This is a genomic window from Collinsella sp. AM10-26, from assembly GCF_003472525.1.
Classification (GTDB): domain Bacteria; phylum Actinomycetota; class Coriobacteriia; order Coriobacteriales; family Coriobacteriaceae; genus Collinsella.
Window position 1 is genome coordinate 248,475 of the sequence record NZ_QRMC01000001.1, and the last position, 16,721, is coordinate 265,195.

At 58.5% G+C, this 16,721-nt stretch carries 13 protein-coding genes; 5 read left to right on the forward strand and 8 right to left on the reverse strand.

Annotation, left to right across the window (positions count from 1 at the left end; all coding sequences use genetic code 11):
* The first annotated feature begins 369 nt into the window (after window positions 1-369).
* Entirely contained in the window at window positions 370-1,020 is a 651-nt protein-coding gene (locus tag DW123_RS01085; protein WP_117743243.1) for a GNAT family N-acetyltransferase, read from the forward strand.
* A gap of 759 nt (window positions 1,021-1,779) precedes the next feature.
* The gene (locus DW123_RS01090) at window positions 1,780-1,971 is read left to right on the forward strand and encodes a hypothetical protein (protein ID WP_118272978.1); all 192 of its coding nucleotides are present in this window, start codon (window positions 1,780-1,782) and stop codon (window positions 1,969-1,971) included.
* Window positions 1,972-2,007: 36 nt separating this feature from the next.
* Here the strand turns inward: DW123_RS01090 and DW123_RS01095 are convergent, their stop codons facing one another.
* From DW123_RS01095 to ptcA, 5 genes are all read right to left on the reverse strand, one after another.
* Window positions 2,008-3,417 carry an APC family permease gene (locus tag DW123_RS01095; protein ID WP_118272979.1) on the reverse strand — a complete coding sequence of 470 codons (1,410 nt, stop codon included), beginning with the start codon at window positions 3,415-3,417 and terminating at the stop codon, window positions 2,008-2,010.
* Window positions 3,407-3,589, reverse strand: coding sequence for a hypothetical protein (locus tag DW123_RS01100; RefSeq protein WP_118272980.1), 183 nt, complete (start codon window positions 3,587-3,589; stop codon window positions 3,407-3,409). The genes DW123_RS01095 and DW123_RS01100 overlap by 11 nt, the downstream gene beginning before the upstream one ends.
* Window positions 3,590-4,056: 467 nt before the next feature.
* The gene (locus DW123_RS01110) at window positions 4,057-5,262 is read right to left on the reverse strand and encodes an agmatine deiminase family protein (protein WP_117794095.1); all 1,206 of its coding nucleotides are present in this window, start codon (window positions 5,260-5,262) and stop codon (window positions 4,057-4,059) included.
* A 370-nt stretch (window positions 5,263-5,632) separates the two neighbouring features.
* Window positions 5,633-7,072: an APC family permease gene (locus DW123_RS01115; RefSeq protein WP_118272982.1), complete on the reverse strand. Its 1,440-nt coding sequence runs from the start codon at window positions 7,070-7,072 to the stop codon at window positions 5,633-5,635.
* A 132-nt stretch (window positions 7,073-7,204) separates the two neighbouring features.
* Window positions 7,205-8,278, reverse strand: a complete 1,074-nt coding sequence (ptcA, locus tag DW123_RS01120) for a putrescine carbamoyltransferase (protein WP_117794097.1) — start codon at window positions 8,276-8,278, stop codon at window positions 7,205-7,207.
* A gap of 329 nt (window positions 8,279-8,607) precedes the next feature.
* Here ptcA and DW123_RS01125 point away from each other — a divergent pair, with 329 nt between their 5' ends.
* On the forward strand, window positions 8,608-9,573 hold the full coding sequence (locus tag DW123_RS01125; protein WP_158567376.1) for a response regulator transcription factor: 966 nt from the start codon (window positions 8,608-8,610) through the stop codon (window positions 9,571-9,573).
* 141 nt (window positions 9,574-9,714) lie between these two features.
* Here DW123_RS01125 and DW123_RS01130 read toward each other — a convergent pair whose 3' ends face one another.
* On the reverse strand, window positions 9,715-11,937 hold the full coding sequence (locus tag DW123_RS01130; protein WP_118272983.1) for an ABC transporter permease: 2,223 nt from the start codon (window positions 11,935-11,937) through the stop codon (window positions 9,715-9,717).
* Window positions 11,927-12,712: an ABC transporter ATP-binding protein gene (locus tag DW123_RS01135; RefSeq protein ID WP_118272984.1), complete on the reverse strand. Its 786-nt coding sequence runs from the start codon at window positions 12,710-12,712 to the stop codon at window positions 11,927-11,929. The genes DW123_RS01130 and DW123_RS01135 overlap by 11 nt, the downstream gene beginning before the upstream one ends.
* Before the next feature lie 249 nt (window positions 12,713-12,961).
* On the opposite strand from DW123_RS01135, the gene vsr reads away from it, so the two are divergent.
* On the forward strand, window positions 12,962-13,951 hold the full coding sequence (gene vsr / locus DW123_RS01140) for a DNA mismatch endonuclease Vsr (protein ID WP_118272985.1): 990 nt from the start codon (window positions 12,962-12,964) through the stop codon (window positions 13,949-13,951).
* A 705-nt stretch (window positions 13,952-14,656) separates the two neighbouring features.
* On the opposite strand, the gene DW123_RS01145 is transcribed toward vsr, so the two are convergent.
* The gene (locus DW123_RS01145) at window positions 14,657-15,514 is read right to left on the reverse strand and encodes a class II fructose-bisphosphate aldolase (RefSeq protein WP_022095149.1); all 858 of its coding nucleotides are present in this window, start codon (window positions 15,512-15,514) and stop codon (window positions 14,657-14,659) included.
* A gap of 335 nt (window positions 15,515-15,849) precedes the next feature.
* Here DW123_RS01145 and DW123_RS01150 point away from each other — a divergent pair, with 335 nt between their 5' ends.
* Entirely contained in the window at window positions 15,850-16,653 is an 804-nt protein-coding gene (locus tag DW123_RS01150) for a DeoR/GlpR family DNA-binding transcription regulator (RefSeq protein ID WP_118272986.1), read from the forward strand.
* The last annotated feature ends 68 nt before the right edge of the window (window positions 16,654-16,721 follow it).

Consider the following 16,721-nt stretch of genomic DNA (forward strand, 5'->3'; position numbering starts at 1 on the left):
ACCCAATCCACTGTCAAGGGCCACAATGGCCCCGCCGACCGCTTGCAATCGGTCGGCGGGGCCTGCCGTTAAACCCGTCCCGGTCCGCCCCCGGCATGTCATCGACGCCTTCGGCTCAGTCTCATATCCGCGGAGATGCGGCAGTTGGGGACGTTCCTTTCCTGCCGGCAGTCTGGGACATTCCTTGGGGTAGTCGTTGGGGACGCTCTTGTTTGACTAGTCGTTTAAGAACGTCCCCAATGACTATCCTCGTGATCCCTTTTCCTCCGCCCCCGAAGGATCGGGGCTCGTCTGCCGAATGGTTGCTGCAGCGGCGGTGCGCCCATGTCACACTCAGAGGTGGCCTGACCCTACCTGGAAGGAGCCTCCGTGAGCCTTGACAACGTAACCCTGCGCGCCGCCACGCTTGATGACCTGACCGGCATCGCCGCCATCTACAACCAGCTGTGGTGCAACACGCTACGCAACCGCGGCGACGTCGAAGCTGCCGATTTCTGCGCGCGCTTCAACATCGCCATGCAGCTGCAGCGCTCCCCTATCGCACTCGTCGCCGAGGCCGAGGGCCGCATTATCGCCGCCTGCTGCATCGGCATCTTCGAGAACGGCAAGCCGCGTACCAACCCCACGTGGGTACCCTGCTACGACGAGATGTTCGCCCAGGCAACCGAGATGGCAAAGACTGCCGACGCCAAGCTCGAGGGCTCGCTCTTTGGCGACAGCCGTGAGAAGGCAACGGCCGACCGCTTTGCCGCCACGGGCAATGAGTATGCCCAGGGCCAGCTCAACCTGATCATCATTGTGCCCGAGTGGCAGGGCAAGGGACTCGGCCGCGAGCTCATCGACCTTGCGCGCGCCGAACTCGCTAAAGCCGGGTGCACCAAATTCTTCCTGATGAGCGACTGCAACTCTGACTGGCAGTTCTACGAGCACCTCAACATGAAGCGCATCCTGGAGGATCACAGCCAAGACACCGGCGACGGCTTTATCGTCTACATGTACGGAGGCGACACGCAGGATTAGCCTGAGTGCCGCCTCATGGCTTTCTCCAAAACAGCCCAAACCAATCAGCCACGCCAAAAGGGACATGCCAAAAAGGGACAGGTTTATTTTGGCAGGTTTTATCTGGGCAAACGCCAACCGCCGCGAGGGAAGTTGCCTTCCCTCGCGGCGGTCTTCTAGCAGCCAAAACCAAGTGAGTAGACTTTTTGCAGGAGGCCGAGCACACCCCAGATCGCCACAGCGCTGACCTGCGGTTTTATTGAGCACTTGTCGTGATGTGCTCGGCAGATCCAAAAAAGCCTACTCACTTGGTTTTGAGGCGCTCCAGATAGGCAAAAAAACGCCGCGAAAGGGGTCCGATCCTCTTCGCGGCGGTTGTTCGCGCTGGTTTTGAGGCGGTTTTGCCCGCTTGCTACTCGCTGTAGCGGGCAGCGATGGCAGTTCGCACCATGCCGGCGCTCATAAGGCAGGCCCCCGACGACTACAGCAGCACACGCCATAATCTGACAGTATCATTTGCCATAATCTTGCAGTAGTGTTTTCCATAATCTAATAGTAGCCCAGTTCAGAGGCGTTATTGGATAGTAACCTATAACCGTTTTAGAACGTCCCCGACGACTGCCTGGGAGCGATAACAGGTATTATCTGGTCAAACCCCAAATCCACCACAAAGGTGCCTGTCCCCTTTGTGGTGGTTTGGAGCTCTCCGCGGCGGGATGTTAGACTTGCGGCGTACACATTCGCGCTAAATCACGGGTCGCATGCAGGAAAGGAGATGCCATGGCGCCTATCGCACTGCTCAAAATACTCGTTGCCCCTGCCGCCAAGGCCATCGTCCACCTGAGCGACTCACTTACCTACAGTGACGTCCCCTGTGTCGTCGAGGAGCGTTCGGACAGCTGCCCCTACCTGGGCCACGTCCCCTACTTTGCGCCTAAGCTCGTTTCCGATCCCGAGCACCGCGAACAGTAATCCAAGATGCACCAAGCGCTGCGCAACTCGCGGCGCTTACTGTTTTGGTGCAAAGTAACCTGACCCCCGTGCACCAACGCCGGGATTGTCGACGCTTCGGCCGCGGCGCGATATGAGGCGCGAAACCTCGCCCAATAACAGGCCAATCACTACGCCCGCGAGAATCGGCAACTTTGCCATCTCGGCAGGTGAGCTGTTGAGCGGCACAATCGTAGCAACAATCGAAAGCACGAGCTCCACCACGGGAATCGCAAGCGCCACCGCAAGCACCTTGCCCTCGAAAGGCGCACGGAACACACGCGAGCGATTATCGTGCTTGCGCAGACGCCAAAACGCTGGAAACATGGGGATATAGCTCATGAGCAGAAAGACGACGTTCATCGAGAAGAAGACCCAAAAGACGTCGGAACCCTCACCCAGCGGAATCTGGAGCAGCAGCACCAAGCTGGCAAAACAGCCGTTAATGAGCGCCGAGCCGTTGGGCATGCCGGTCTTTTTGGACACCAACGCAAAGGGACGCGGCATGTTGCCATGGCGCGCGGCATAGCTCGCTACGTTGTTGACGCCAAAGCTCCAGCAGATCATATTGGCGAACAGCGTCACCAAAAAGGCCACGCCCACGACCATCGTCAGCGGGTGGATGCGCCCCACCATAGCGGCGACTGCGTCCACAATGCCCGAATCGAGTGAAAGCTGCTCGGTGGGAACCGCGGCTCCAATGCCAATGCCGCAAATGATGTAAATTGCCGCAATGGCCACGCCACCGGCAATAACCGCCTTGGGGATATCGCGCGACGGGTTCTTCATCGTGCTGGCAAAAGTCGCGACCACTTCGAAGCCCATAAAGTTGAACAGGATAATCGATAGGTACGTCAACGAATTGGTGTCGCCCAGATCTGGAATGAAGGTCTTAAACGACATGTCGTTGGCAAAGCCGTTATTGCAGGCAAACCAAATGCCAACGATTCCCACCACAGCGGTAATGAGCACCTTGATGACGGCGCCGCCGTCCATAACCCAATCGGCCTCGGCCACCGGCTGCATTGCCATGACCGTGACGCCCCACACAAAGGCAATCTCGATGGCAATTCGGATCCCGAGTGAAAACTCGATACCCCACACCGCATTAATGACACTGGGGAACATGCAGGCGATACTTGCCGCCCACAGCGGAAAGTTAACCCAGTAGCACCAAGAGCAACGGGCGCCCCAACGGTCGCCCAGACCCAAGCGAACCCAATCGTACAGGCCGCCCTCGGAATCAAACGCCGTACCCAGCTCGGCCACCACCAGACCATAGGGAAGCAAAAACGTAATGATAAGGAAGATCCACCAGAAGAACTGCACGTTGCCCATGGCAGATGCCGGAGCCGCCGCCTCGATGGTAAACACAACGCAGATAACCGAAAGGATGACCTCGATCAGGGAGAACTTTTTACCTGCCATGGCGCGCGCCCTCTACAGCAAAAAGGATGGCATCTGTACCGAAGGCGCAGCCCAAGGTAGGGTTGCAGGCCGCGTCACCGGTACAGGTGCCATCCCAAAGAGAGGAGAGGATGCAGTTGTTGGACCAACGCTCGCGGAACAGACGCGTGTAGATGACGATACGCTGGTACATAGATACTCCGATCAAAACGGCCGCGTTCGCGACCGGGAACTTTCGGCAATTGAAGACGCGTCTGACCTGGGATATCCAAGCGAACAATTGGCCTAACCCGCAAAAAATCCCAGGCCAGACGCGTATTCAATCAAAGAAAAAAGGCACTCCGATGTGGAGGCAACGGAGTGCCCAAAGAAAACCCAACCGACCAATACATAAAGCAGCAGCCCATCAATGCCCCGAGATGGGATGACACGCCACCTGTCCGATTGATCGACTGGGTTTTCGAGGTGCCCGAGGTCGCCGCGAAAGAGGAGCGAAGCGTACTTTGGTACGCGAGCGACGGTTTGAGCGGCGAGATGGGGTGCCTCGGAAAGCCAGACGTTTACTCGGCGTGCTCAGGTGCGCCAGATTGGCGCGAACGAGGAGCGTAGCGTACTGACGCTACGTAAGCAACGAGTGAACGCCAAGGTGGCGTGCCTGAGTTACGCCGACGGCTCCTGCTGGGTAATGCAGTGGATATTGCCGCCGCCGAAGACGACCTGCTCGGACTGAACGCCGACGCACTTGTAGACGCCCTCGCCCCAGACCTCGTCATAGATCTTCTGGAGCGTGTCAACGGCCAGCTGGTCGTTCTCGTCGCCGTACTGCGGGACGATGACGCCGTGGTTGGTGACCAGGTAGTTCATGTAGGAGGCGATCAGCGGCTCGTCGGGAACGCGCGGCTCGGCGTTCTCGTCGGCGTCGATGGTGTCGCAGGAAGCCTGGTCCATGAACAGCGGGTTCACGGGCATGCAGAGCTTGTAGACCTTCATCTTGCGGCCCTTGGCGTCGACGGCGTTGGAGAGGGTCTCGTAGGCAGCGTGGCACTGCTCGTAGAACGGATACTCGGGATCGTCGGTCCAGATACAGGCCATGACGCCCGGGGCGATGAACGTGGCGACGTCATCGATGTGGCCGTTGGTCTCCTCGGGGTCGATGCCCTCCTTGACCCAGATGACCTTCTCGACACCCAGGTAGTCCTTGAGGTGCTCGTCCATGTAGGCGCGAAGCTCCTCGCTCCAGGGCTCGAACTTCTTGTGGTACTTGGGCCAGATGGACTCGGGGTCCTCTTCCTCCTCGAGCACCGCGGAGCAGGTGCGGCCGGGGGACAGGAGGCACTGGTCGGTCACGACAAGGGTGCCCTCGCCGTCGACGGTGATGGAGCCGCCCTCGAGGATCATGTCATCGGGACGATAGCGACGGCAGCCGGAGAGCTCAGCCATCTTAAGGGCGATCTGCTCGTCCTTGTCCCACGGGAAATAAAGGCCGTCGACGAGACCGCCGTAGGCGTTGAAGTGCCAGTGGTTGGCGCGCTTCTCGCCCTTGCCGTTGATGACGTAGGTGGCGGCGGTGTCGCGGAACCAAGCGTCGTCGGTGGTCATCTCGATGACGGTGACGTTCTCGTCGTTTTCGAAGACGGCCTTGCAGTTGGCGTAGTCGGCCTGGTTGGCGCACATGGTGACCGGGGTGAACTCGGCGATGGCGCGAGCGATGGCGGCATACTGCTTCTGAGCCGGCTTGGCGCCGTGGGCCCAGGTGTCGGTGCGGTGGGGCCAGCCCATCCACACGCGATCCTGCGGGGCAAACTCAGCAGGCATAAAGAAGCCGTCAGCCCTGGGGGTGGACTCGGACTCGGTGATCGTACGCATAAGATTTCCTCCAAATCGAACGATCGCTTGCCGCGGGCGGGTTACCCGCGGCCTAAAAACCAAGAGATAGTGGGCGCCCGTCCCCCGGCAAAGGTCGGGGCGCCCGGTACCGGTTTTCACGGAGTCGCACCGGCGAGCGACGACGTAGCCAAGTGCGCGGAGACATACGCACGAAGGATACGAAAGAGAGAGGTTGGGGCGGGCGGTGGTTACCGGAGCTATCGCTCGCACCCGCCCCAGGAAATAGTGAGCAAATGTGTCGCTTTGGGCACGCCCCCGAAGAGGCTAGAGTGCCCAGAGTCGGGAGCGACAAGCCCGACGAAGCGCACGTTGGTACGCGAGGAGGGTTGGAGTCCCGAATCCGGGTGCTCTAGTCCTCTTCGGCCTCGGCGGCCTCCTCAGCGAGTCGCTGGGCAGCCAGCTCGGGGGTGAGACCCTTGTACTCGGTCTCGCGGCCCTTGGCGCTGACGACGCGGACGACCTCGCCGATGAGCACGAGCACGATGAAGATAACGATCATCGGGACCTTGTCGCCAATTTCAGCAGCGGAGAACGGCACCAGCGTTGCAACGATGGCAAGAACCAGCTCGATGCAGGGGATGGCCAGCATGACCTTCATCATGGCACCCTTGAACGGGAACGTGAAGATGCGCTCGCGGTTCGGGTCGTTCTTACGAAGGTTGAGGAACGCCGGGAACATCGGGATGTAGGTGAGCAGCAGGAAGACGACGGAGGTGCCAAAGAGCATCCAGAAGACACCGTTGGAGATGGCGTCGATGGGAACCAGCTGCAGGCACAGCACCAGGGAGGCAACGACGGCGTTGACCAGGTTGGCGCCGTTGGGCATATCGTCGTCAGAGATCATCGAGGCGAAGACCTTGGGCATGTTGCCGTGCTCGGCAGCGTAGCGAGCAACGGAGTTAACGCCGAAGGACCAAGCGGCCATGTTGGCGAACAGGGTGATCAGGAAGGCGATGCAGATGACCTTAAAGATCATGGAGTCGCCCACCATGGTCTGGACTGCGACAATCATGCCATAGTCGGGGTCGATGGAATCGGCCGGCACAGCAGCGCCGATGCCAAAGCCAGCGAACAGGTAGATCACAGCGATGGACAGGCCACCGACGATGATAGCCTTGGGGATATCGCGAGCGGGATCGGCCATGTCGTCGGTCATGGTGCAGATGACCTCGAAGCCCATGAAGTTAAAGATGATGATCGACAGGTAACCGAGAGCGTTGGTGTTGGTGAGCTCGGGCAGGAAGGTGGCAGCGGACATGTCGTTCGCAAAACCGTTCTCCATGGCATACCAAATGCCCAGAGCGCCAACGATAACCGCGACGGCGACCTTGATGATGGCGCCACCGTTAAGGACCCACTCGGAGTCGGACGCCTTGGAGCGGCCCATGAGGTAGACGATCCACACAAAGGCAAGATCGATACCCATCTTGGCGATCAAATTGAACTCGACGCCAAAGACCATGCCCAAAATGTCGGGGAACATGGTAGCCAGCGAGGCAATCCACAGCGGGTAGTTAACCCAGTAGTAGTACGAAATGCGGGCGCCCCATTTGTCGCCCAGGCCATCGCGTACCCAGTCGTAAATGCCGCCCTCGCCGTCATAGGTAGTACCGAGCTCGGCAACAACCATGCCATAAGGGAGCAGGAAGGTCAGGATCAGGAAGATCCACCAGAAGAACTGCTGGTTGCCAATGGCAGCAGCAGGAGCGGCGGCCTCGCAAACGAAGACGACGCAGATGATGGTCGAAATGACCGTCAAAAAGGAAAGCTTTTTCTTTCCGTCGCTCATGATGAGCTCCTTCGCTCAGTCTTGGACAGATCCGAGGCCCAAGGTACTAAGGCAATTGCTTGAGCCTCGGTGAGCGGGCGACAGGAGACGAGCATCCGCCGCCCGCAAACGTGCTTTTAGGCGCCTTGGGGCTTAGAGCTGCTCGAGAGCCTCGAGAGCGGCGTGGAGCTCAGCCTTGGCGGAGTACTCGACACCCTCGTCGTTGAGCGGGGTGCGCTTGCCCAGGGCGGCAAGGAGAGCGCGGATGGAGTGCTTGCGGTTCTCAGCCTCGACCCAGCACAGGGAGCGCTCAGGGTCGTCCATGACCTCGTCGACGACTTCCTCGTTGCGGGTGGCCGGCAGGCAGTGCATGAACTTGGAGCCTGCGCCGGCAAAGTTCATCATGTCCATGGTGACCTGATACTTGGGATAGAACACGTCCATGTAGTTCTCGCCCGAGACCTCCTCGTCGTACAGGCCATACCACACGTCGGTGTAGATGAAGTCGGCGCCCTTGATGCACTCGATGTCGTCGGAGATGACGATGGAGCCACCGGAGACCTTGCAGTTCTCCTCGGCGATGGCCATCATCTGCTTGCCGAACTCGGCGCGCTCCTCAACGGTTCCAACGTGCAGGCCGCCGTCGGGGACCTGGTGGCCCTTAGGTCCAAACTGGACAAACTTCATGCCGACCTTGGAGGCGATGAACATGAGGGAGACGCAGACCTGGGTGGCGTCACCGATGAAGGCCAGGGTGCAGTCCTCGATCTTCTTACCCTCGGGGAGGTTCTCGAGCATGGTCATGAGGTCGCCCATCTCCTGCGTGGGATGGTTGAACTCGGACATGCCATTGATGACGGGCACAGCGGAGCCCTCGGCGAGGCCGACGACGTCCTTGTGACGGTCAACGCGAGCCATCATGATGTCGAGCAGCGAGCCCATAACGCGAGCGGTGTCGCCCAGGGACTCGTGACCGCCGAGCTGGATGGTGCCAGGGCCATAGAACTGAGCATGGCCGCCGAGGTCGGTCATAGCGGTCTCGAAGGAAAGACGGGTGCGGGTGGAGACCTGCTGGAAGATCATGCCAAGGCTCTTGTTGCGAAGCAGGTGCGGATAATAACCGTCAACCTTGATGGCCTTCTTCATTGCCAGGCCAAGATCCTCGATAGCCAGGATCTGCTCTTTGGTGAAGTCGTTGGTGTCGATGAAATCCTTAGGCAGTGCCATGTCGATTTCCTTTCCGCCGGTCGTGCCGACTATTACTATGAGGCGCTCGAACATCACGCCTCGTGTTGACAAGACCATCATTCACCCGTATGCAATTTTTACCTAGTTTATTCGGGATTAAAGACCGTTCACGGAGTTACACCCCCTCTAAACCAATATAAACCCGCAGGTAGCCAGCTTACAGGGGGTTTACTATCTAGAACCGCGAACGGTATACGGCTATGCTGTATCTCGGCGCCTAATCCGCAATGGAACGAAGGGTTGAGACGTCTATATCCCACAAGATATACAGGACTCGGCCATAGATAAATGAGATGGGACGGTGGCAGATGAACACTCTGATGTTCTTCTATACCCTAGCGATACTCGTGATCTGTATTGTGACGGCAGTGCTTTCGCTTGCCGCCTATGCCTCGTCTCGTCGACGGTTCTTTATCTATGGCAGCGGCGTATTTATCTGCTATGCCATCGAGATGACCGAGATTTTCTTTTTTGAATACACGCTGCAAAACCAGAGTTTTCCAGCCAGCGACTATTACTCAATTACCATGCCTGCGTTGCGGACGCTTGTGGCAACCGCTTCACAAGCTTTTATTTGGCTCATCGCCATGGACTTGCTCGACAAACATTCAAAAAAGCAGTTTGTAATTCCCGTCGCAACGTTCTTCCTGAGCGAGCTGCTGATCATTGTCGCTGTCCCCTACGGCCCCATGCATCAATGGCTCTACTACACGATGCGTCAGGTATTCCTTGTATTTGTGGGGCTCTATATCTTTTGGACGGCGCATAAAAGCACGCAGGTCGAGCTTAAGGCGCGCGTCAACAATCAACGAAAGCACCTCATTATCGGCGCCATTCTGGTCGGGTGCATCGTTGCCGAGGACTTCTACAACATCTTGGTCGTCCCCATGAGCCTGGCACCCTCCTGGCTGCAGCTGTACCTATCCGAGCGCAACTTTAGCGAGAACATCTTTGCGTGCTACTTTGCGATTCTGCTGATTATCTATGCCTATCACGTGCTTTCGATTCGCATGCAGGAGGCACCCGAGGAAAAGAACGTCAGCGATCTTGATCGACACATCGAAGAGCAAATGCCCTTCTATCGCAACGCCTACAGGCTCTCCAACCGCGAGGCCGAGGTTTTGCGTTTGGTTGTGCTGGGCAAATCGAACCAAGAGATCGCCGACGAGCTATTCCTTGCCGTGGGCACCGTCAAGACCCACATCCACAACATCCTGGTCAAAACCGAGCAGCAAAACCGCACGACGTTGATCCTCCACTTCTGGAAGCGATAAAGTTATGCAGAAAAAACCACCACAAAGGGGACAGGCACCTTCGTGGTGGTTTTTGATTGTTTCGCCACGAAAGAATCACCCTGACGCCAGAACCACCACGAAGGTGCCTGTCCCCTTTGTGGTGGTTCTGGGTTGGACGAGCTACTCGCTGTAGCGGGTGGCGATGGCAGCCTGTACCATGCCGGCGCTCATGAGGTACGTCACCAGGAAGTAGCCGCCGTAGGCTGCCAGGAAAATCGCACAGGTAAGGCCCACCGTGCCACCGATGCTCATGTTGCCAAAGATGCTCACCAGCTCGATGATCACCTTGAGCGCCACAAAGGAGTGCGCCAAGCCCACTGCCAGCGGGAACAGGAAGAATACCGCTTGCTGCGCCATCACCGAATGGCGAATCTGGCGGTCGTCGCAGCCGATCTGTGCCAGCACACGATAGCTGCGGCTGCCGTCGGCCACGTTGGAGAGTTGCTGGATCGACAGAATCGCCGCGCATGCAACGACCAATACAAAGCCGATGTAGATGGCTAGGTAACTAATAAGACCGTTCATTTGCGCTGCTTGCGCGTACATCTCGGAGCGTGTGATGAAGATTCCCCACGATCCCGGCTCCTTGCCGTCAACGAGCAGATTGTCGAGCACAGTGTATTTAATACTCTCGTCTGCCTTGGTCACATCCATCCCCTGCTTGTAGTTAACGAGCAGATTACTGGAATACGGCTGCAGATTGAGTTGGGACAACAGCTCGTCGGCAACGACGACGGTACCCCCGTTACTGCCCATCGCCGAGTTGGCGATGGCCGCCGTGTCCTCGTCCGACTTATCGGTTGCGGGCTTGAGCGTATGCCCGCCCAAGGTAAGGGCATGGCCGCCAGCCATATACTTGGTGTACAGGTCGACCAGCTCACCGCCCATATCACACGTAAGCAAGTACTGGTCGCGGCCAATGCTCACCGGCTCCTCGCCCATCATCTGGCGCAATTTGTTGTACTGACTTGCCGGCGTCACAGACAGGCCTGTCATGTCGGCGTTGCTGCCCTCGAACGCCTTGGGGAGCTTTTCGCCCATGGTCTTGCACATCTCACTTGGGATCACCGAAGGATTCGAGCCGCCAAGCGGGTAACTCAGATACGAATCGATCTGCACATGCTCACCGGCAACATCGGCGATATTGACCTTCTTGCCGGTCTCGTCGTTGTTGTCCGCCGACTTGTCCTTACGATCGCCGTGCCATGGATCGCCGTGCCATGCGGAGTACAAATCGACCGTACTATCGGCCAGCACCATGCGATCGGCCTCAGACGGATTGACGTACTCTTTGTAGTAGTCGAGCGTATCGGGCGTGTAATAGACATACGTCTGCGACATGTCGGCCGGATTATAGCGCTCCAGGTTCTCGTTCATCACGCTGGCAATCGACATACCGCAAGTCACAGAAGTAATGGCAAGGAACAGAATCATCGCGATGACGCCCATCGAAAAGCACACCGTGTTGACCTTGGCCGCAAGCTGGCGCACGGTAAACATGTTGAGACCGCGCCAATACACGCCGCGCAGGCTCTGCAGCAGCTTGATGAGCATGCCCGAGAGTCCCCAGAACAGGGCAAAGGTGCCCACGGTAACCATAGCGGTCGTAATACCAAACTGGTTCATGGCCTCTTGCAGCTTGCTGTCCGTCGCGGTTAGCGGGAACCCATCACGTAGCAGACGGTAATAGGCCACGCCCACCAGCACCACGCCCACGGCAAAGATGGCAATCGCAATCCAGGGGTTGCGTGTCTTGATGGTCTCGTTGCGACGCTCGGCACCCATAAGCTCGATGAGTTTGGTACGACGCACGGCGCGGAGGTTCAGCAGTAGCGTGAGCACAAACATTACGAGCATGCAGGCAAGGGTCAGATTGAACGCATGCATCGAGAAAAAGAAGTGGAAATTGGCGATCTGCGTCTTAAAGAGCGAGGCCGTAAAGAACGTCATGAGCTGGGAGAGTCCCACACCCAGCACAATGCCGGCAACAAAGGCCACCACCGAGACAATCACCGTCTCGAGCGCCATGATCGTGGCGACGCGCCCGCGCCCCATGCCGAGCACCTGGTACAGGCCAAACTCCTTTTTGCGGCGTTTCATGATGAAGTTATTGGCGTACACCATCAAAAAGGCCATGACACCGGCCAAAAAGTACGTCAGGTCGCCGAGCATACTGCCCATAACCTGCGCCAAGCCCTCTTCATCAATTCCGGCGATGTCGACCTGCATCGAGATGGTGTTAAAGGCATAGAAGACCGTGACGCCCAGGGTGAGCGTCAACAAGTAGACGAGGTAGTCGCGGCCGGCACGGCGGACGTTGCCCCAAGCGAGTTTACAGAGCATCGGAGCCCTCACCGCCCATCATGGCAACGACCTCCATAATGCGGTCGAAGAACTCGCGGCGGTCGGTGTCGCCGCGGCGCAGCTCGGTGAAGATCTTGCCGTCGCGGATAAACAGCACACGGCTCGTGTAGCTGGCGGCAAAGCTATCGTGCGTAACCATGAGCACCGTGGCGCGCAGGCGGCGGTTGAGCGCCTCCAGGCTCTCGAGCAGCAGGCGGGCGCTCTTGGAGTCGAGGGCGCCGGTGGGCTCGTCGGCCATGATCATCGTGGGGTCGGTGACGAGCGCGCGGCAGGCGGCAACGCGCTGCTGCTGGCCGCCGGACATCTGGTAGGGGTACTTGTCGAGCACTTGGCTGATGGACAGGCGCGCAGCCACATCCTGCACGCGGGTCGAGATCTCCGCCGAGTTCATACGGGCGATGGTGAGCGGCAAGGCGATGTTCTCGCGCGCCGTGAGCGTATCGAGCAGGTTGGAGTCCTGGAAGATAAAGCCAAGCTCCTCGCGGCGGAACTGCGAAAGCTTGGCCTGCTTCATGCACGTCACGTCCTGGCCGTTGATGCGGATGGTGCCACTCGTGGCGCTATCGATGGTCGACACGCAGTTGAGCAGCGTCGACTTGCCCGAGCCCGAGGCGCCCATGATGCCGACGAATTCGCCACGGTTGACGGTAAAGCTGACGTCGTTGAGCGCTCGGGTCACGTTGCCCAGCGCTCCATATACCTTTTCGAGATGCGCGACCTCCAGTACCGGGGTTGCCGTTTGCGTGGTTTGCATACCGAGTCCTTTCTTGCGATTAGTCTACGGCATCTATAGTCGCAAGAAGCCGAGTCGGCTACCATCGATATGGCTTACGCTTGCCTTACCGTTGCGTAAGGTAAGGGTAGTCTTTTTGGGACGGGGCTTTTTTAGCTGCCCCATCCGAAGCTTTTGAGGCATGAGGGCGCATTTGACATAGGGCAGCTAAAAAAGCCCCGTCCCAAAAAGACTACCCCGTCATGTAATGATGTTGAGAGAGGACTCCTGTTGAAGACTGTTCATGTTGCCGCTGGGATCATTCGCAAGGAAGGATCCGACGAGCTGCTGGCCGTGCAGCGCGGCTACGGCGACATGCAGGGACTTTGGGAGTTCCCGGGTGGTAAGCTCATGCGCGGCGAGACACCTGAAGACGCCGTGCGCCGCGAGCTCATGGAAGAGCTGCAGGTCAAAGTCACCAACCTGCGTGACTTCTACACCGTTGAGTATGACTACCCAGATTTCCACCTCTCAATGGAGTGCTACTACTGCTCGCTCGCCGATGAATCCGATGAGCCTCAGAAGCACGACCGCCAGCTCGATATCCGCTGGATTCCGCGCACCTCGCTTGCCACGGTGGAATGGATGCCCGCCGACAAGGGGCTCATTGATGCCCTGATTGAGCTGAAGGAAGATCGGCTTAAGGCCAACAGCACTGCCAACGACACCGAGGCCACCACGACCGACGAGCCCGCTTCCAAGCCCAAGCGCGCACCTAGGCGCCGCAGCAAAAAGCGTCCCAAGCCCGGCCTGCTGGACGGCATCGATACCTCGGACCTTTCCGCCGACGAGCGCGAACTGGTGCGCCGTCGCGCTGCCATCAAAAAGTCCATGAAGGGCAACAAGCGTGCAAACACCAAACCCGAGCTGCTCGTTCGCCAGCGCCTGCGCGCAGCGGGCCTTACGGGTTATCGCTTGGAATGGAAGGTTCCCGGCAAGCCCGACATCGCCTTCCCCGGCCGCAAGATCGCCATCTTTGTCAACGGTTGCTTTTGGCATCGCTGCCCTAAGTGCAATCCGAGCCAGCCAAAACGCAATGTTGAGTTTTGGGAGGCAAAGTTCCGTCGCAACGTCGAGCGCGACCGCGCTGCCGTGGCAGCACTCACTCAAATGGGCTGGACGTCCATAACCATCTGGGAATGCGATCTCAAAAAAGACCGCATCGACGCCACGATGGAAAAGGTCATCGAGCGGGTGCGCGCCGCAGAGCCGCAGCGCTAGGAACGAGCCGTCCACACACCCCACACAGGCGAGCCACATCCACGTCACAAACCTTAGAAAGCCCTTAAGCCCAAAACCTTTCAAGAGTGTTACTCGATACCTCTGACCTGCGGTTTCATCGTAACGCCAAACCTCATTAAGCCTTTCTTTAGCGCTTCCTTATCTGCGCTCGCGGCATAATGTAGCCAGCGCACGGGGCCTAGCAGCAAACCCCGAGCGCATTCTTTTGGTGGATATCGAGGAGGCCGCAAAAGCATGCATTCTTCCAATGACGCAGCACAGCAGCCATCCCTAAAACATGCAAACCTATTCTCCTTCCCCCCGACACAGAGAAACGGCCTCCTCGACTCCCCCACCACAAAAGCCAAACGCTCAACCGACCAAAGCCTCAACTTGCAGACGTCGTTCGAAAAGCTCCAAGCATCCCTAGACAAAACCTTCCCCAACCAAGCCCGGGCATACTAGCCCCTCATCAACAAAGTAGCCCAAACGCCCCACCCTTCCAGCCATAACGCCACAAGGGCGACGACCTCGAGTAGGTCAACTTGGGAGGGACGAGGGCTTAGCTCCCCAATCTTTCCGCAGGGGGCAAAAAGCCTCGCCGCACGAAGTGCGCAGCGAGGCTTTTTGCATGCCCGAGGACGATTGGGGAGCTAAGCCCTCGTCCCTCCCCGGGATATGTAGCGAGTCGGAGTACCCTTGCTGTTACTCCGCCTTGCCCACGGAGTTGAGGTTGGTCATGCGGATCTTAACCAGCTCGGTGATCTCGCGCATGCCCTCCTTGGCCGGCTTCTTGGGATCGAAGCAGGCGGGGTTCTCGGCCATGTAGGCCATGAAGCCCTTGGTGTAGGCCTGACGCAGCTCGGTGGCGTAGTTAACCTTGCAGATGCCGTTCTTCACAGCCTCGGCAACCTGCTCATCGGGTACACCGGAGGTGCCGTGCAGAACCAGCGGCACGTCGACGGCGTCGCGGATGGCCTTGACCACGGACTGCTCAATGTGCGGATCGCTCGTATACACGCCGTGGCTGGTGCCAACGCCAATGGCCAGCGAGGTGCAGCCAGTGCGCTCGACGAACTCCTTGGCCTCGGCAGGATCGGTGTAGGGGCTCTCGCCCTCAACCGCGGGACCGTCGTCCTCCTTGCCGCCAACCTTGCCGAGCTCGGCCTCGACGGGCACGCCCATGGCGCGGCCAGCGTCGGCAACCGACTTGGTCAGGGCGATGTTGTCCTCGAAGGACTCGTGCGAGCCGTCAATCATGACAGAGGTGTAGCCGGTGCGGAAAGCCTGCATGCAGCGGTCATAGCCATCGCCGTGATCGAGGTGCAGAGCGACGGGCACGGAAGCGCGCTCGGCGGCAGCCTTGACCATGCCGTAGAAGTAGTCCAGACCAGCGGTCTTGATGGTGCCCGGGGTGGTCTGCATGATGACGGGGGACTTGGTCTCCTCGGCAGCGGCCAGAACGGCCATAACAAACTCGAGGTTCTCGACGTTGAACGCGCCGACGGCGTAGTGGCCGGCCTGAGCGTCCTTGAGCATCTTTTCGGTGGTAACAAGTGCCATGAGCGTTTGCTCCTCTCCCTCGCCCGCATCTGGACATCGGGCGTACGTGTCCGCAAGGCCTTTTACCTTGCGTTTTGCTGCGCCCATTGTATGAAATTCAGCGGCTTTGTATGTGCGAGATATTGAGCCCATGCAGGTCAATACAGTCATTTTTGAAAAGCAAACGGAAGGAATTGGAGCCGAGCGGACGTGTTCGATATTGAATTTTGGGCGTTAAGCGTCTTTCTTTTATAGAAAAAGTAAGTAATCGAAAGGCGTTTTCTTACTTAAAAAGAAAATGAACGAAAATAGACTCAACACAATTCCTGCAAATTTCAGTTGAGGATGGAGCAGCTATGGCCCATGTAACAACCCGAGCCTTCGCCGATGAGCGTCGTGCCGCCATCATGGAGATGCTTGAGCATAACGCCTCGGTGCAGGTAGCAGAAATCGCCCAGACCTTTGGCGTGTCCTCCGTCACCGCCCGCGCCGACCTGGACGCGCTCGCCGAAGCAGGCAAGCTGCGCCGCACACATGGCGGCGCTGTGTCGCTCCACAAACGCCTAACCGTCTCCACGCAGGATCGCCGCATCAACGTAAATGTCGCCGCCAAGCAGGCCATCGCACAAAGTGCCATCGAACTCGTCGGCAGCGGTGACACCCTGCTCGTCGACTCGGGCACCACGGCACTCGAGTTTGTCCGGCTCCTCGATCAGCGCGACGGCATCACCGTCATCACGGCCGACATCACCATTGCCGATTACATCGACGAAAGCATGCCCTCGGTTGATGTCGTCATGCTGGGAGGGGCACTGCGCAAAGGCCATCGCTATCTATATGGCCCGCTCACCATGCAGGCACTTCAAACGGTTCACGCAGACCTTGCCGTCATATGCCCCGGCGCCTTTGTCCCCCGCTGCGGCTTTACGACTGACTTTCCTCAGATGGCCGAGACCAAAACGGCCATGATCGCCGCAGCCCGTCAAAGCGCCGTCCTCATGGACGCCAGCAAGGTCAACGGACGCGGCATGTATCGCTTTGCCGAACTGACCGATGTCGACACCGTCGTGATGGATTGCGATCCCGACCGTGCCGTCGCCACCTCAATCGCCGAAATCGCCAACGACGAGCGCCCGGACCTCATCATCACCGGCGCATAAACAAAAACCACCACAAAGGTGCCTAAAACCACCACAAAGGTGCCTGTCCCCTTTGTGGTGGTTTGAGC

What these genes read in the sequence shown, in the direction of transcription:
- DW123_RS01090 (WP_118272978.1), top strand. Translation starts at nt 1,780, where the DNA reads ATGGCGCCTATCGCACTGCTCAAAATACTCGTTGCCCCTGCCGCCAAG.
- DW123_RS01095 (WP_118272979.1), bottom strand. Translation starts at nt 3,417, where the DNA reads ATGGCAGGTAAAAAGTTCTCCCTGATCGAGGTCATCCTTTCGGTTATC.
- DW123_RS01100 (WP_118272980.1), bottom strand. Translation starts at nt 3,589, where the DNA reads ATGTACCAGCGTATCGTCATCTACACGCGTCTGTTCCGCGAGCGTTGG.
- DW123_RS01110 (WP_117794095.1), bottom strand. Translation starts at nt 5,262, where the DNA reads ATGCGTACGATCACCGAGTCCGAGTCCACCCCCAGGGCTGACGGCTTC.
- DW123_RS01115 (WP_118272982.1), bottom strand. Translation starts at nt 7,072, where the DNA reads ATGAGCGACGGAAAGAAAAAGCTTTCCTTTTTGACGGTCATTTCGACC.
- ptcA (WP_117794097.1), bottom strand. Translation starts at nt 8,278, where the DNA reads ATGGCACTGCCTAAGGATTTCATCGACACCAACGACTTCACCAAAGAG.
- DW123_RS01125 (WP_158567376.1), top strand. Translation starts at nt 8,608, where the DNA reads ATGAACACTCTGATGTTCTTCTATACCCTAGCGATACTCGTGATCTGT.
- DW123_RS01130 (WP_118272983.1), bottom strand. Translation starts at nt 11,937, where the DNA reads ATGCTCTGTAAACTCGCTTGGGGCAACGTCCGCCGTGCCGGCCGCGAC.
- DW123_RS01135 (WP_118272984.1), bottom strand. Translation starts at nt 12,712, where the DNA reads ATGCAAACCACGCAAACGGCAACCCCGGTACTGGAGGTCGCGCATCTC.
- DW123_RS01145 (WP_022095149.1), bottom strand. Translation starts at nt 15,514, where the DNA reads ATGGCACTTGTTACCACCGAAAAGATGCTCAAGGACGCTCAGGCCGGC.
- DW123_RS01150 (WP_118272986.1), top strand. Translation starts at nt 15,850, where the DNA reads ATGGCCCATGTAACAACCCGAGCCTTCGCCGATGAGCGTCGTGCCGCC.